The sequence below is a fragment of the Frigoribacterium sp. PvP054 genome (assembly GCF_040547465.1).
Taxonomy (GTDB): domain Bacteria; phylum Actinomycetota; class Actinomycetes; order Actinomycetales; family Microbacteriaceae; genus Frigoribacterium.
In genome coordinates this window covers 127169-141385 of sequence record NZ_JBEPPU010000001.1, presented here as the reverse complement: position 1 = coordinate 141385, position 14217 = coordinate 127169, and the positions used below count along the sequence as shown (strand labels likewise).

Sequence of the window (14217 nt, the reverse complement as noted above, 5' to 3'; positions counted from 1 at the left end):
CCCGTTACGCAGCCACTCGCGTCGTTGCAGGCCGTGCACGGTGTATGACGGAACGATCCCATGACGAAGACATCCGACACCCCTGCCCCGGGAGGCGCCGACTCGCCGCGCCCCACGTCCGCCGCCCGCTCGGAGGAGGACCGCCAGAAGTGGCGCGCCTTCGCCGTCTGCGTCGGCGTCGCCGCCCTGACGATCCTCGACCTGTCGAAGGTGAACGTCGGGCTGCCCAGCATCGAGGCCTCGCTCGGCGCCGGGCCCACCGCCCTGCAGCTGATCGTCGCCGGCTACGCTCTCGCGTTCGGCCTGTCGCTCGTGCCGTCCGGGCGACTCGGCGACCTCAAGTCGCGCCGCATGATGTTCGTCATCGGCCTGACCTCGTTCACGGTCGCCAGCCTGCTCTGCGCCCTCGCCCCGACCATCGAGCTGCTCGTCGCGGCGCGCATCCTGCAGGGCGTCGCCGCCGGCATCCAGATGCCGCAGGTGCTCGGGCTGATCCAGCAGCTCTTCCAGGGCAAGGAACGCGGTCGGGCGTTCGGCTTCTTCGGCGCCATCATCGGCGTCAGCACCGCCTTCGGCCCGACCCTCGGCGGTCTGCTGATCGCGATCGGCGGCCCGGAGGACGGTTGGCGCCTGCTGTTCTGGATGAACATCCCGCTCGGCCTGATCGCCATCTTCTTCGCGCTCAAGCTGCTGCCGAAGACCCGGACGGCCTCGAACGGCCACAACGAGCTCGACCTGTTCGGCATCGTGCTGCTCGGGCTGACGATCTTCACGCTCATGCTGCCGTTCGTGCTCACCACCGGGCAGGGCGACGACCCTCTGCGATGGCTGTTCTTGATCGGCTTCGTCGGGTTCGGCGCCGCGTTCGTGTGGTGGGAGCAGCGCTACAAGGCGAAGGGCAAGTCGCCGGTCGTGCACTTCAGCCTGTTCTCGCTGGCCTCGTACCGCAACGGCACGCTGATCGCCACGGTGTACTTCTGTGCCCTGCCCGCGACGTTCCTGCTGACGACGCTCTACCTGCAGCAGGGGCTCGGCCTCGAACCCGTCTACGCCGGCATGGTGACCATCCCCTTCGCGCTGACCAGCGCCGTCGCCGCGTTCTACGGCGGACGCCTCGTCGACCGCCTCGGCCGTAGCCTGGTCGTGCTCGGTCTCGTCCTGGTCGCGGTGGGCTTCGTCGCCCTGCTGCTCGCCGCCGTGCTCACGCCCCGCGAGATCACGCCGTACGCCATGGGCGTCGGCATGCTGATCGCCGGCACCGGAGGTGGCTTCGTCATCTCGCCGAACCAGACGCTGACCCTCGCCGAGGTACCCGTCGAGATGGGCGGCGTCGCCGGCTCGATGGGGCAGGTCGGGCAGCGCGCCGGCACGGCCATCGGCACGGCGGCGGCGGTCTCGACGTTCTACTCGGTCATCGCCGGAGCCGGGGGAGCCGCCGGGTCGGACCTCGGCGTCTACCACGAGGCCTACCGCAACGGCTTCTTCGTCACGATCGCCCTCGTGGCCGTGGCGCTCGTGCTCGGGCTGATGGACCTGCGTGCCCGCAAGAAGGGGCGCGTGGGCCAGGCGGCCGAGGCGTCGTAGGCGAGGGGCCCGCGCAGGTGGGCCGCGCCTCCCGGGTGTGCGGCGACCGGTGCGTCAGAGGCGGGCGAACGCCTCGACGACGTAGCTCGTGACGTCGACCTGGCGGGTGCCGGGCAGCGTGATCGAGGCGGGGTCGACCGACCCGGTGGCCGTGCTGGTCGTGGCGGAGACGGTGGCGGCGGGCGTGACGAACATGGAGGGCCTCTCGGTCGGCGGGTGGGGCGGTCGGTGGGGGCTGTTGCCGAGGCCCGCCGCCCGTGACAGGGACACGGGCGGCGGAGCCCCTGACGTCCCTGCCCGAGCTGCTCGGTGCCCCTGGCGGGGCCGGTGACGTCGTGCGACCAGTCAAGCCGTCCGGACGTTGCGTGAACATGAGCGCAGGGCTGAGCTGCCCTCCGTCGCAGGGATGAACCTCGACCGCCGTCATCCCGCCACGAAGTACACGAGCCGCCACGTTTTTGGGTGGCGGCTCGTGTACGTCGTGGCGGCGTGAGCTCGACGTCGGTTCAGGCAGGAGGCGCGGCCACGATCCCGAGGACGGTCTCGTGCAGCAGACCGTTCGTCGCCATCGCCGTGCCGTGCCACGGGCCCGGCCGGCCGTCGGCGCTCGTGAAGCGACCGCCGGCCTCCTCGACGACGACCGCCACGGCCGCCATGTCGTACGGCTGCAGGTCGAACTCGCCCGCGACGTCGACCGCGCCCTCGGCGACGAGCATGTACGACCAGAAGTCGCCGTAGGCGCGGGTCCGCCACACCTTGCTCGTCAGGTCGAGCAGCTGCGGCAGGCGCCCGGCGTCGATCCAGTAGTCCAGCCCGTTGAAGCTCAGCGAGGCGTCGGCCAGGTCGCGCACGCCCGAGACGCGCAGCGGCCCCTCGTGCTCGGTCGAGAACGCCCCGCCGCCCTGGGTCGCCCACCAGCGTCGCCCCAGCGCCGGGGCGCTCACCACGCCGACCACGGGCACCCCGTCGACGACGAGCGAGATCAGCGCCGCCCAGACCGGCACCCCGCGCAGGAAGTTCGCGGTGCCGTCGATCGGGTCGACGACCCACTGGCGGTGCGACGGGGCGTCGTGGCCGTACTCCTCGCCGTAGAAGGTGTCGTCGGGACGGGCGGCGGCGACCCGCTCACGGATCGCCCGCTCGACGGCCTGGTCGGCGTCGGTCACGTGCGAGCGATCGGGCTTTAGCGACACGTGCAGGTCGGCCGAGCGGTAGCGCTCGGTGCTGATCGCGTCGGCCAGGTCGGCCAGCTCGAGCGCGAGCGCCAGGTCGTCGGCCAAGGCCGCCGCCCCCGCCGGGTCGGCCGCCGCGGTGCGGGCGCCCGTCGTCGTCGGGTCGGCCGCCGGGGTGCGGACGCCCGTCGTCGTCGGGTCGGATTCGGATTCGGATTCGGACGAGGAGGCGCGGGTCGGCTCGGCAGCATCGGTCACCCCGTCAGCGTACCCAGCCCGCCCTGCCCAGCCCGCCCTGCCCGCCCGCCCTGCCCGTCCGCCCTGCCCCGTCTGCCCTGCCCGTCCGCCCTGCCCGCCCGCTCTGCCCGTCCGCGGCCCGCCCGCGAGCCCGGCCCGCGCCTCCTGACCCACCGCGCCGCGTTTCGTGCACGGCACCGCGACTAGTCCCGGTGTGCCGCACGAACTGCGGTGCGACGCATTCGGCGCCGCGGAGCCGCGCACGGCACGGACCCGCATCTCCCGGCAGGGGCGGGCCCACCGAACGTCATCGCACCGCGTTTCGTGCACGGCGCCGCGACTAGTCCCGGTGTGCTGCACGAAACACGGCGCGATGCCGCACGGCCGGCCACGGCACGGAGCGGCCGGGGGCGGCGCGACGCAGCAGCGCGCTAGCCGCGCTCGTCGCTGCGCGCGTCGTCGGCGGCGGCCGCCAGGTCGCGTCCGCTCACGCCGCCCTTGGACGCGAGCAACGACTGCAACGACTCGAGCCGCTCGCGGCCGACGTCGCCGAGCTCGCCGGCCTCGATGCGGTCGACGATCTCCCAGTCGTGGGCCTCGGCGAGCGGGATGCCGTCGGCCGGCTCGCCCTCGGCGGGGATCGCGTGTGCCGCGAACGACTTGAGGATGTTCTCGGGGTCGACGTGCCCGAGGCCGAACGAACGGACGCCCGGGGTGTCGACGATCCAGCCGCCGGTGGGCACCTTGAACGAGACGGTCGACGACGAGGTGTGCCGCCCGCGTCCGGTCACGGCGTTGACCACGCCCACCTCGCGCCGCGACCCGGTCAGGGCGTTGACGAGCGTCGACTTGCCGACGCCCGAGTGCCCGACGGTGACGGTCACGTGGCCGTCGAGGACCCCGCGCAGCTCGTCGAGCGCGGGCGAGACCCGCCCGCCCGGCGCGACCTCGTCGAACGAGGTCGACGTCGTGGTGACGATGCGCAGGTCGAAGCACGAGAAGTGCGCCGCGAACGGCGCCGGGTCGGCGAGGTCGGTCTTCGTGATGCAGAGGATCGGCTCGACCCCGGCGTCGAACGCCGCCACCATGTAGCGGTCGACCAGGCGCGGTCGGGGCTCGGGGTCGGCGGCCGCCACGACGATCAGCATCTGGTCGGCGTTGGCGACGATGACCCGCTCGACCGCGTCGCTGTCGTCGGCGCTGCGGCGCAGCAGGGTCGAGCGCTCGTGCACCTTGACGATGCGGGCGAGCGAACCCTCGGAGCCGCTCGTGTCGCCGACGACGCCCACGCGGTCGCCCGTGACGACGCTCTTCTTGCCCAACTCGCGGGCCCGGGCCGTCGTGATCTCGCGCTCGTCAGGGGTGCCGGCGTCCATCAGCACGCCGTACCGGCCACGGTCGACCGTCCAGACGACGCCCTCTTCCGCGTTCGCGTAGGCCGGCCGTTGCTTCGTGCGCGGCTTGTTGCCCTTCGGGTTCGGGCGCACCCGCACCGAGCTCTCGTCGTACTGGGCGTAGTCGCCCTCGTCGTCGGCCTCGTCGCCGTCGGTCCACCAGCTCATCGTGCCCCGCACCCGCTCGTCGTCATGGGCCCGGATGCCTAGAGGAACCCGAGCAGGTCGATGTCGGCGGGGCTCTCGTGCACGGCCCGGCCGAGCATCTCGTCCCACAGCTCGACGAACTGCGGCAGCGTCTTCGCGACGACGCGCACGTCGTCGAGCTCGACGCCCTCGACCGCGAGCCCGATGATCGCGGCGGCCGTGGCCATCCGGTGGTCCTCGTAGGTGCGCCACTGGCCGGCGTGCAGCGGGGACGGCTCGAGGCGCAGGCCGTCCTCGAGTTCGGTCACCGCGCCTCCCAGGGCGTTGATCTCGGCGGCGAGGGCCGCGAGCCGGTCGGTCTCGTGCCCGCGGAGGTGGCCGATGCCGGTGATCGTGCTGGGGCCCGAGGCGAGGGCGGCCAGCGCGACGAGGGCGGGTGCGAGCTCGCCCCCACGCGACAGGTCGACGTCGACGCCGGGCAGCGAGCCCCCGCCGATCAGGCCGACCCCGCCGTCGACGGTCAGGGTGTCGCCGTCGAGCGTGACGGTCGCACCCCAGAGGGGCAGCAGGTCGATCAGGTCGGCCCCGACCTGGGTCGTCTCGGCGGGCCAGTGCGCGATCGACACCGTGCCGCCGGCGACGAGGGCCGCCACGAGGAACGGCGCCGCGTTCGACAGGTCGGGCTCGATGACGACCTCGCGGCCCTGGATCGGCGTCGGCGGCACGACCCAGACGCCGGTCGACGGCGACTCGACCTCGACACCGCGCCGGGCGAGGGCGTCGATCGTCATCTCGATGTGGGGCAGGCTCGGCAGGCGGTCGCCGCTGTGGGTGAGCGTCAGCCCGCGCTCGAACCGCGGGGCCGAGAGCAGCAGGCCCGAGACGAACTGGCTCGAGGCCGACGCGTCGATCTCGACGTCGCCGCCGTCGACCTCGCCCGTGCCGTAGAGGCTGAAGGGCAGGGAGTCCCGTCCGTCGTCGTTCACCTCGACGCCCAACGCCCGGAGGGCCTCGATCGTCGTACGCATCGGACGCTTGCGGGCGCTGGCGTCGCCGTCGAACGTGACCGGGCCGAGCGCCAGGGCCGCGACCGGGGGCAGGAAACGCATGACGGTACCGGCGAGCCCGCAGTCGACGGTCGCGCCGCCCTGCAGCTCGCCGGGGGTGACGACGAGGTCGGGGCCGAAGGGGGAGTCGGCCGGCGTCTCGGTGACGGTCGTGCCGAGCGCCCGCAGCGCCTCGACCATGAGAGCCGTGTCGCGCGAGTGCAGCGGGAGGCGCAGCGTCGACGGCGACGAGGCCAGCGCCGAGAGCACCAGCTCGCGGTTCGTCAGCGACTTCGAGCCCGGCAGGGCCGTGGAGGCGCACAGGGGGCCGGAGGCGGTGGGCGCGACCCAGCGCCCCTCGTCGACCTCGGGAACCTTGCCGTCGCCGTAGGGAGAGAACTCGGGCCCGGAATACCTGTACACCTGCATCGGTTCACCACAGTAATGCAGCGAGAACCTGGAGGACCTGTGCCTGTCGCACTTGCACCGAGGGAAATCACCGTCGCCGAACTAGAATCGGCCCTGATGAGCACCCCCGAGGGCCACGAGCCCACACCGACCACGACCGACGTCGAACCGACCGAGGCCGACGTCGACGCAGCCCTCGAGGCCGTCGACGCCGACGTCGAGAAGCGCGCGATGTTCGAAGAGCAGGCCCTGCCGTTCATGGACCAGCTCTACGCCGCGGCCATGCGCATGACGCGCAACCCGGCCGACGCGTCCGACCTCGTGCAAGAGACCTTCGTCAAGGCGTACGCGGCTTTCGCGCAGTTCCAGCAGGGCACCAACCTCAAGGCCTGGCTCTACCGCATCCAGACCAACACGTTCATCAACACGTACCGCAAGAAGCAGCGCGACCCTTACCAGGGCACGATCGACGAGCTCGAGGACTGGCAGATGGGCGGCGCCGAGTCGGCGACCCGCGCCTCCGGCTCGACGCGCTCGGCCGAGGCCGAGGCGATCGACCACCTGCCCGACAGCGCCGTGAAGGACGCCCTGCAGAAGGTCCCCGAGGACTTCCGCATGGCCGTCTACTTCGCGGACGTCGAAGGCTTCTCGTACCAAGAGATCGCCGACATCATGAAGACCCCCGTGGGCACCGTGATGAGCCGCCTCCACCGTGGCCGTCGCCTGCTCCGTGAACTCCTCGCCGACTACGCACGCGATCGCGGCATCGCCGTGCCCGTCGGCTCGTCGAAGGGCGGAAAGAAATGACCGACTGTGGTTGCACCAAGGCCAAGGCAGAGCTCGAAGAGTACCTGCACGACGAACTGTGTCGCGAGGACGCGGCCGACATCCGCGAGCACATGGCGAACTGCGTCGACTGCGAGGGCGAGCACAAGGTCGGCGTCGTGCTGACCGAGGCCGTCCAGCGCGCCTGCCGTGAGACCGCGCCCGAAGACCTGCGCGCCACCGTGCTCGCCCGGTTGCGCGAGCTGCAGTCCGCACACCGCTGAGACGGTCGTGGCGTCGGTGACCGGCGCCGCGCCTCCTCGATGAGACCCTGGGTGACGCACGACGCCCGCCGCGACCCCTCGATCGAGGAGGCGCGGCGGGCGTCGTCACGTCAGCGTCCGGCGGCGAAGTGCTCGCGCACCTTTGCTGCATCGAGGGCCGTGGCGTAGACGCGGGCCGTGTCGAGGTCGCCCACGAAGCGGAACGACGCGGGCTGGAACGGCCAGCCGTCGAGCGACTCGCGGCTGACCCGCCACGACCCCACGTAGGACTGCAGGGTCGTGGCGTCGCTCCGGCCGGCCTGCTTCTCTCCGTCGAGGTACAGGTCGAGGGCCCCCGGACGGAAACTGCCGACGGCGTGGTGCCACCGACCGTCGGCGACGCCGGTCGTGACACTCATCTCCGTGACAAGCCGACCTGGTCGGGTCGGTGCGCCCCTCGGGCTGCTGCTGCGCTAGCGTCGGGGCATGACCGCTCCGGTGCAGCCCCTCGGCATCCCGACCGCCAGCGACCTCGACGACCTGGTGTCGTTGATCGGCCTGCTCGGCTACTCGCTCGACTCCGACGTCCTCTCGGCCCGACTCGACCGTCTGACGTCGGAGTCCGGCTACGAGACCTGGGTCGTCCGCGACGCCGACGAGCGCATCACCGCCGTGGCCGGGGCGCACCTGCGCTGGGCCTACAACGACGACGCGCCCACGGCCGAGCTCTTGCTGCTGGTGGTCTCGGACCGTGCCCGTCGTGACGGAGTCGGGTCGCACCTCCTGGGTCACGTCGAGGCCTGGGCGCGCGGCCACCGTGCGCGCGTCCTCAACGCCGTCTCGGCCGCTGCGACCGACTCGGCGAACCGCTTCTACCGCAAGCGCGGCTACCACGAGGCCGGCGTCCGCTATTCGAAGCTGATCTGACCGCCCCCGCGAGGCGGCTCCTGCCGCATCGTGTGCGCGTCGGTCGGTTCGTCGAACGGCGTGACACCTGCTCGGCATCGGTTCGGCCTGGCCCGCGCCAGTGAGCCCGCGCGGTGAGCCTGCGCAGTTAGCCCGCTTAATGAGGCTGCGCGGTTAGCCCGCTTGGTGAGGCTGCGCGGTGAGCCTGCGCGCTGTGCCTGCGCGGTGAGCCCGCGCGGTCGCGCTGCCCACCTAACTGGTCGGCAACTCAGGACATCCGCCCCCTCAAGGGCCTCGGGCGGGGCCTGTGCCGGCTCGCGACGAAGGCCGCGGTGCCCCGCTCGCTCGTCGGCGACTCAGGACATCCGCCCGCCTGAGGCTCCCCGCGACGATTCGAGTCGGTCGTTCTCCTGACTCGCCGACGTCGTCGCGACCGCCGTGTGCCTCTGACGCGCGAGCCCGCCGGGCCGTTCGCGGACGTCAGGTCGGGTTGCCCGACGCGGGCGGTCGTGGTCGGCGACTCAGGAGATCGGCGCGCTCGCGGCGCGCAGGTGCCCGAGATGCGGCAGGACTCCTGAGTTGCCGACCTTGGTCGGGGCCGGGGCGAGGGGCTCGGGGCGAAGGGCCCGGGGCCGGGGCGAGGGGCTCGGGGCGAGGGCGGGCCCGGGGAAGCCGACTCAGGGGGAGTGCGGATGCGAGCTGACGTGCTCGGTCGAGCTGGGCAACTCAGGAGATCGGCTCACTCGCGGAGCGTAGGCGCAACTGAGGCTGCAGAACTCCGGAGTTGCCGGAACCCGAGTCGGGTCCGGGTGGGCGCGGGGCGCGGGGAGCAGGGACGCGAGGCGGGGCAGACGACCGTGGCCGCGCCTCCTGGAGGAGGCGCGGCCACGGTCGCGAGCGGAGGCGAGCGTCTAGAAGTCGAGCGCCTCGGCGATCAGGGCCGCCTGCTGGACGGCGCTGGCCTTGTTCGACCCGGCGGCCGGCGACGCCGACGCGGGACGCGACGCGACGCGGATCTGCCGGTCGAGGTGCTTCTGCAGCTCGAGCACCACGAACGGCCAGGCGCCCTGGTTCTCTGGTTCTTCCTGGGCCCAGACGAGCTCGGCCGAGGGGTAGCGGTCGAGCACCTCCGTGATGCGCTCGAGCGGCAGCGGGTAGAGCTGCTCGAGGCGGACCAGCGCGACGTCGTTCTGCACGCCCCGCTTGTCGAGCTCGGTGGCCAGGTCGTAGTGGATCTTGCCGCTGTGCAGCACGACGCGCTTCGTCGACCCGGGCTCGGTGACCCGGGTGCAGTCGAGCACCGGCTCGAAGCGACCCGACGTGAACGCGTCGACGCCGCTGGTCGCACCGCGCAGCCGCAGCATGGCCTTCGGGGTGAAGACCACGAGCGGACGGCGGGGCCGGGCGTAGGCCTGGCGCCGCAGCAGGTGGAAGTACGACGCCGGCGTGGACGGTCGGGCGATCGTCATGTTGTCTTCCGCGCAGAGCTGCAGGAAGCGTTCCATGCGTGCGGACGAGTGGTCGGGGCCCTGGCCCTCGTAGCCGTGGGGCAGCAGCAGCACGACGCTCGACCGCTGGCCCCATTTCTGCTCGGCCGACGAGATGAACTCGTCGATGACCGTCTGGGCGCCGTTGCTGAAGTCGCCGAACTGGGCCTCCCACAGCACGAGCGCGTCGGCCCGCTCGACCGAGTAGCCGTACTCGAAGGCCATGGCGGCGTACTCGCTGAGCAGCGAGTCGTAGATCCAGAGCTTCGCCTGGTTGTCGGCGATGTTCTGCAGGGGCAGCCACTCCTGGCCGTTCTCACGGTCGTGGAGCACCGAGTGCCGCTGGACGAAGGTGCCACGCCGGCTGTCCTGCCCCGCGAGCCGGACGGGCGTGCCCTCGGTGAGCAGCGATCCGAACGCGAGCAGCTCGGCGAAGGCCCAGTCGATGCCCCCGTTGCGACTCATGTCGACGCGCTTCTTGAGCAGCTGCTGCAGCTTCGGGTGCACCGAGAACTCGGCCGGCGGGTTGTCGTGGGCGTCGCCGATGTCGTGCACGAGTTCGAGCGGGACGCCGGTGCTCTCGGGCTCGCCGCGCGCGTCGTCCTGCTGGGCGACGGGTCGCTCGAGGTCGGCGACGTCCCCGTCGTCGCTCGTGACGACGGGGATCGACCCCGTCTGGGCCGCGTGCGTCTCGGCGAAGGCACGCTCGAGGCGGTCCTGGAAGTCGCGGTGGGCACCGTCGTACTCGTCTTGCGTGATGTCGCCGCGACCGACGAGGGCCTCGGTGTAGAGCGTGCGCACCGAGCGCTTCTGCTCGATGAGGTTGTACATCAGCGGCTGGGTCATCGACGGGTCGTCGCCCTCGTTGTGACCGCGACGGCGGTAGCAGACGAGGTCGATGACGATGTCGCGCTTGAACTGCTGACGGTAGGCGAAGGCGAGCTCGGCGACGCGGGCCACGGCCTCGGGGTCGTCGCCGTTCACGTGGAAGATCGGTGCCTGGATCGTCTTGGCCACGTCGGTCGAGTAGACCGAGGTGCGCGACTCGGACGGCGGCGTCGTGAACCCGACCTGGTTGTTGATGACGATGTGGATCGTGCCGCCGACGCGGTAGCCGCGCAGCTGCGACATCTGCAGGGTCTCGACGACCACGCCCTGACCGGCCATGGCCGCGTCGCCGTGGATCAGGATCGGCAGCGTGCCGAACACGCCCGCGGCACCTCGGTCCTGCTTGGCGCGCACGATGCCCTCGAGCACGCCGTCGCCGGCCTCGAGGTGCGAGGGGTTCGCGGCGAGGTAGACGGGGATCGTCTCGCCCACGGCGCTCGTGAACTCGCCCTCGGTGCCGAGGTGGTACTTGACGTCGCCCGAGCCCTGCACGGTCTTGGGGTCCTGGGTGCCTTCGAACTCGCGGAAGATCTGGCCGTACGTCTTGCCGGCGATGTTCGTCAGCACGTTCAGGCGGCCGCGGTGGGCCATGCCGATCGCGACCTCGTCGAGGCCCTCGCGGGCGGCGTGCTGCATGACGGTGTCGAGCAGCGAGATCGTCGACTCGCCCCCCTCGAGGCTGAAGCGCTTCTGCCCGACGTACTTGGTCTGCAGGAAGGTCTCGAAGGCCTCGGCCTCGTTGAGCTTCGCGAGGATGCGCATCTGCTCGTCGTGCGACGGCTTCGTGTACGGCACCTCGAGGTGGTCCTGGATCCAGGTGCGCTGGGCGGGGTCCTGGATGTGCATGTACTCGACGCCGATGGTGCGGCAGTACGAGTCGCGCAGGATGCCGAGGATGTCGCGCAGCAGGGCGTGCGTCCGGCCGCCGAGGCCGCCGGTGACGAACTCGCGGTCGAGGTCCCAGAAGGTGAGGCCGTGGCTCTCGATCGCCAGGTCGGGGTGCGTGCGCTGGCGGTACTCGAGCGGGTCGATGTCGGCCATCAGGTGGCCGCGCACGCGGTAGCTGTTGATCAGCTCTTGGACGCGGGCCGTCTTGCTGACGCGCTCGGCCAGGTTGACGTTGATGTCGGCGTTCCAGTGGATCGGCTCGTACGGGATGCGCAACGCGGCGAAGATGTCCTCGTAGAAGCCGCGCTGCCCGATCAGCAGCTCGTGCACCTTCTTGAGGAACTCGCCCGAGCCGGCGCCCTGGATGACCCGGTGGTCGTAGGTGCTGGTGAGGGTGATGGTCTTGCCGATGCCGAGCTCGACGAGCGTCTTCGACGCCGACCCCTGGAACTCCGCCGGGTAGTCGAGCGCGCCGGCGCCGATGATCGCACCTGCACCCTTCATGAGTCGCGGCACGCTGTGCACGGTGCCGATGCCGCCCGGGTTGGTCAGCGAGATCGTGTTGCCCTGGAAGTCGGCGGCGGCGAGCTTGTTGTCGCGGGCCCGCTTGACGATGTCCTCGTAGGCCGTCAGGAACTCGCCGAAGTGCATCTCCTCGGCCTTCTTGATGCCGGGCACGAGCAGGGCCCGGGTGCCGTCGGGCTTGGGGATGTCGATGGCCAGGCCGAGGTTGACGTGCGCGGGCGTGACGATCGACGGCTTGCCGTCGACCTCGTCGTAGAAGACGTTCTGGCTGGGGAACTCCTTCAGGGCCTGGACCAACGCCCACCCGATGAGGTGGGTGAACGAGACCTTGCCGCCGCGGGCGCGCTTGAGGTGGTTGTTGATGACGATGCGGTTGTCGATCATGAGCTTCGCCGGGATCGTGCGCACGCTCGTGGCGGTGGGCACGCTCAGGCTGGCGTCCATGTTCGTCGCGAGCGACTTGGCCATGCCCCGCAGCGGTGCGACGACGGCCTCGGCCTCGGGCGTGGGCTGCTCGCCGGGCGTCGCGGGCTTGGCCTTCGCCTTGTCGGGCACCTGGGCCGGGATCGGCTTGGCCGACGGCTCGACCGAGGTCGTGCGGGCGGCGGACTTCTGGCCGCTGGGTGCGGACGCCGCCGCCGGGGCGGCGGGAGCGTCGGCGGGCGCAGGAGGCGCGGGTGCGGTCTCGACGGACGGTGCGGCCGGCGACGTCGGAGCGGCCCCGCCCTCGGCCGGCGTGTAGGCCTCGAGGATCGGCCACCACGACTCGTCGACCGAGTGCTTGTCGACCACCCACTGCTCGTAGAGCTCGTCGACGAGCCATTCGTTGGCCCCGAACTCCGCCGCAGCGCCGTCGTCAGTTGTACCGGTCACGTGGCTTGACACAGCCGATCGCCCACTCTCCGTTGATTGTTGATCAGTGCGTGGGCGGCGACGCCCACCTGGCCCAGCTTAAGCGCAAACGGCCGGACGGCGGCGGGACGACTCACAGGGATTACCGTGGACCCATGCGGTTCTACGAGACGACCCCCACGCACGATCTGACCTACTCCGACGTGTTCCTCGTCCCGAGCCGGTCGTCGATCACCAGCCGGCTCGACGTGTCCCTCGCGCCGGGTGACGGCACCGGGGCCACGATCCCGATCGTCTCGGCCAACATGAACTCGGTCACGGGGCCCCGCCTCGCGGCCACCCTGGCCCGGCGGGGCGGCCTCGGCGTCCTGCCGCAGGACATGCACCTGCAAGACCTCGACGCCGCGATCCGCTGGGTCAAGGCCCAGCCCGTGGACTACGACACGCCGTACTCGCTCGACGCGGGGCAGACCGTGGAGCAGGCGCTCTCGGTGGTCCCCGCCGTCGAGGGCCACGGCATCGTCCTGCACGACGGCACCGGGGCCTACCTCGGCTGCATCGCCACCTCGCGCCTCGCCACCGCCCCGCGCGACGCCGTGCTGGGCGACCTGCTGCACGGGGCCCTCACCTCGCTCGACGCCGACGACGTCGACGATCCGCGCGACGCGTTCGACCGCATGGTGGCCGCCGACATCCACTTCGCCCCCGTGCTGCGTCACGGCCGGGTCGTCGGCACGGTCAGCCGCAAGAGCGCCCTGCGGTCGACGATCTACCGGCCCGCCGTCGACGGGGACGGCCGGTTGCGCATCGCGGCGGCCGTCGGCATCAACGGCGACGTGGCCGGCAAGGCGAAGGCCCTCGCCGCGGCCGGCGTCGACGTGCTCGTCATCGACACCGCGCACGGAGACCAGGACGGCATGATCCGCGCCGTGCAGACGGTCTCGAGCCTCGACCTCGGCCTGCCGATCGTCGCGGGCAACGTCGTCACCGAAGAGGCCGTCCGGCACCTCGTCGCCGCCGGGGCCTCCATCGTCAAGGTCGGCGTCGGGCCGGGTGCGATGTGCACCACCCGCATGATGACCGCCGTGGGTCGCCCCCAGTTCTCGGCGGTGCTCGAGACGGCCGCCACGGCGCGAGCCCTCGGCGCCCACGTCTGGGCCGACGGCGGCGTGCGCTACCCCCGCGACGTGGCCCTCGCGCTCGCGGCCGGGGCGTCGTCGGTGATGATCGGCTCGTGGTTCGCCGGCACCATCGAGGCCCCCGGCGAGCTCGCGAGCGACGAGCGCGGCCTCTACAAGGAGAGCTGGGGCATGGCCTCGACGAAAGCCGTCCGCGGTCGCTTCGAACGTCTCGACCCGTACGAGCTCGCCCGCAAGACCCTCTTCGCCGAGGGCATCTCGTCGTCGAAGATCTACCTCGACCCGCTGCGGCCGGGCGTGGAGGACCTGCTCGACATGATCACGTCGGGCGTCCGCAGCTCGTTCACCTACGCCGGGGCGACGACCGTCGCCGAGTTCGCCGAGCGGGCCCTGGTCGGCGTGCAGTCGGCGGCGGGCTACGAAGAGGGCAAGGCGCTGCCGGTCAGCTGGTGACGGCCCTCCGGGCCGGACGATCCGGGCCGCACGCCGCCGTCGGGCGAAGCCGCCCGACGAGAA

The 14217-nt window shown here is 71.7% G+C and carries 11 protein-coding genes; 5 read left to right on the top strand and 6 right to left on the bottom strand.

Annotated features, from left to right (window positions below; translation table 11 throughout):
* Positions 1-60 precede the first annotated feature (60 nt).
* Positions 61-1584, top strand: a complete 1524-nt coding sequence (locus tag ABID81_RS00680) for an MFS transporter (RefSeq protein ID WP_354592934.1) — start codon at positions 61-63, stop codon at positions 1582-1584.
* A gap of 54 nt (positions 1585-1638) precedes the next feature.
* On the opposite strand, the gene ABID81_RS00675 is transcribed toward ABID81_RS00680, so the two are convergent.
* From ABID81_RS00675 to aroA, 4 genes are all read right to left on the bottom strand, one after another.
* Positions 1639-1779: a hypothetical protein gene (locus tag ABID81_RS00675; protein ID WP_354592933.1), complete on the bottom strand. Its 141-nt coding sequence runs from the start codon at positions 1777-1779 to the stop codon at positions 1639-1641.
* Positions 1780-2090: 311 nt separating this feature from the next.
* A complete protein-coding gene (locus ABID81_RS00670) occupies positions 2091-2864 on the bottom strand; it encodes an inositol monophosphatase family protein (protein ID WP_354593306.1) in 774 nt (257 codons plus the stop codon).
* Between the two features lie 560 nt (positions 2865-3424).
* Entirely contained in the window at positions 3425-4555 is a 1131-nt protein-coding gene (rsgA, locus tag ABID81_RS00665; RefSeq protein ID WP_354592932.1) for a ribosome small subunit-dependent GTPase A, read from the bottom strand.
* A 38-nt stretch (positions 4556-4593) separates the two neighbouring features.
* Complete coding sequence (gene aroA / locus ABID81_RS00660) at positions 4594-6009, bottom strand: 3-phosphoshikimate 1-carboxyvinyltransferase (RefSeq protein WP_354592931.1); 1416 nt, start codon at positions 6007-6009, stop codon at positions 4594-4596.
* A 96-nt stretch (positions 6010-6105) separates the two neighbouring features.
* Between aroA and ABID81_RS00655 the strand changes: the two genes are divergently transcribed.
* Together ABID81_RS00655 and ABID81_RS00650 are read left to right on the top strand one after the other, a co-directional pair.
* Positions 6106-6795 (top strand): sigma-70 family RNA polymerase sigma factor, encoded by a 690-nt coding sequence (locus tag ABID81_RS00655; protein ID WP_354592930.1) that lies wholly within the window; start codon positions 6106-6108, stop codon positions 6793-6795.
* Entirely contained in the window at positions 6792-7037 is a 246-nt protein-coding gene (locus ABID81_RS00650; protein WP_056257171.1) for a zf-HC2 domain-containing protein, read from the top strand. Before ABID81_RS00655 ends, ABID81_RS00650 begins: the two co-directional genes overlap by 4 nt.
* Before the next feature lie 110 nt (positions 7038-7147).
* On the opposite strand, the gene ABID81_RS00645 is transcribed toward ABID81_RS00650, so the two are convergent.
* The gene (locus tag ABID81_RS00645) at positions 7148-7435 is read right to left on the bottom strand and encodes a LamG-like jellyroll fold domain-containing protein (RefSeq protein ID WP_354592929.1); all 288 of its coding nucleotides are present in this window, start codon (positions 7433-7435) and stop codon (positions 7148-7150) included.
* A 67-nt stretch (positions 7436-7502) separates the two neighbouring features.
* Here ABID81_RS00645 and ABID81_RS00640 point away from each other — a divergent pair, with 67 nt between their 5' ends.
* Positions 7503-7943, top strand: a complete 441-nt coding sequence (locus ABID81_RS00640; protein ID WP_354592928.1) for a GNAT family N-acetyltransferase — start codon at positions 7503-7505, stop codon at positions 7941-7943.
* A gap of 890 nt (positions 7944-8833) precedes the next feature.
* On the opposite strand, the gene ABID81_RS00635 is transcribed toward ABID81_RS00640, so the two are convergent.
* Positions 8834-12595, bottom strand: coding sequence for a multifunctional oxoglutarate decarboxylase/oxoglutarate dehydrogenase thiamine pyrophosphate-binding subunit/dihydrolipoyllysine-residue succinyltransferase subunit (locus ABID81_RS00635; protein WP_354592927.1), 3762 nt, complete (start codon positions 12593-12595; stop codon positions 8834-8836).
* 122 nt (positions 12596-12717) lie between these two features.
* On the opposite strand from ABID81_RS00635, the gene guaB1 reads away from it, so the two are divergent.
* The gene (gene guaB1, locus ABID81_RS00630; RefSeq protein WP_354592926.1) at positions 12718-14154 is read left to right on the top strand and encodes a GMP reductase; all 1437 of its coding nucleotides are present in this window, start codon (positions 12718-12720) and stop codon (positions 14152-14154) included.
* Positions 14155-14217: the final 63 nt, after the last annotated feature.

Bases quoted from the DNA above. Each gene is read 5' to 3' on its own strand.
- ABID81_RS00650 (WP_056257171.1), top strand. From the start codon at position 6,792: ATGACCGACTGTGGTTGCACCAAGGCCAAGGCAGAGCTCGAAGAGTAC.
- guaB1 (WP_354592926.1), top strand. From the start codon at position 12,718: ATGCGGTTCTACGAGACGACCCCCACGCACGATCTGACCTACTCCGAC.
- aroA (WP_354592931.1), bottom strand. From the start codon at position 6,009: ATGCAGGTGTACAGGTATTCCGGGCCCGAGTTCTCTCCCTACGGCGAC.
- rsgA (WP_354592932.1), bottom strand. From the start codon at position 4,555: ATGAGCTGGTGGACCGACGGCGACGAGGCCGACGACGAGGGCGACTAC.
- ABID81_RS00655 (WP_354592930.1), top strand. From the start codon at position 6,106: ATGAGCACCCCCGAGGGCCACGAGCCCACACCGACCACGACCGACGTC.
- ABID81_RS00680 (WP_354592934.1), top strand. From the start codon at position 61: ATGACGAAGACATCCGACACCCCTGCCCCGGGAGGCGCCGACTCGCCG.
- ABID81_RS00675 (WP_354592933.1), bottom strand. From the start codon at position 1,779: ATGTTCGTCACGCCCGCCGCCACCGTCTCCGCCACGACCAGCACGGCC.
- ABID81_RS00645 (WP_354592929.1), bottom strand. From the start codon at position 7,435: ATGAGTGTCACGACCGGCGTCGCCGACGGTCGGTGGCACCACGCCGTC.
- ABID81_RS00640 (WP_354592928.1), top strand. From the start codon at position 7,503: ATGACCGCTCCGGTGCAGCCCCTCGGCATCCCGACCGCCAGCGACCTC.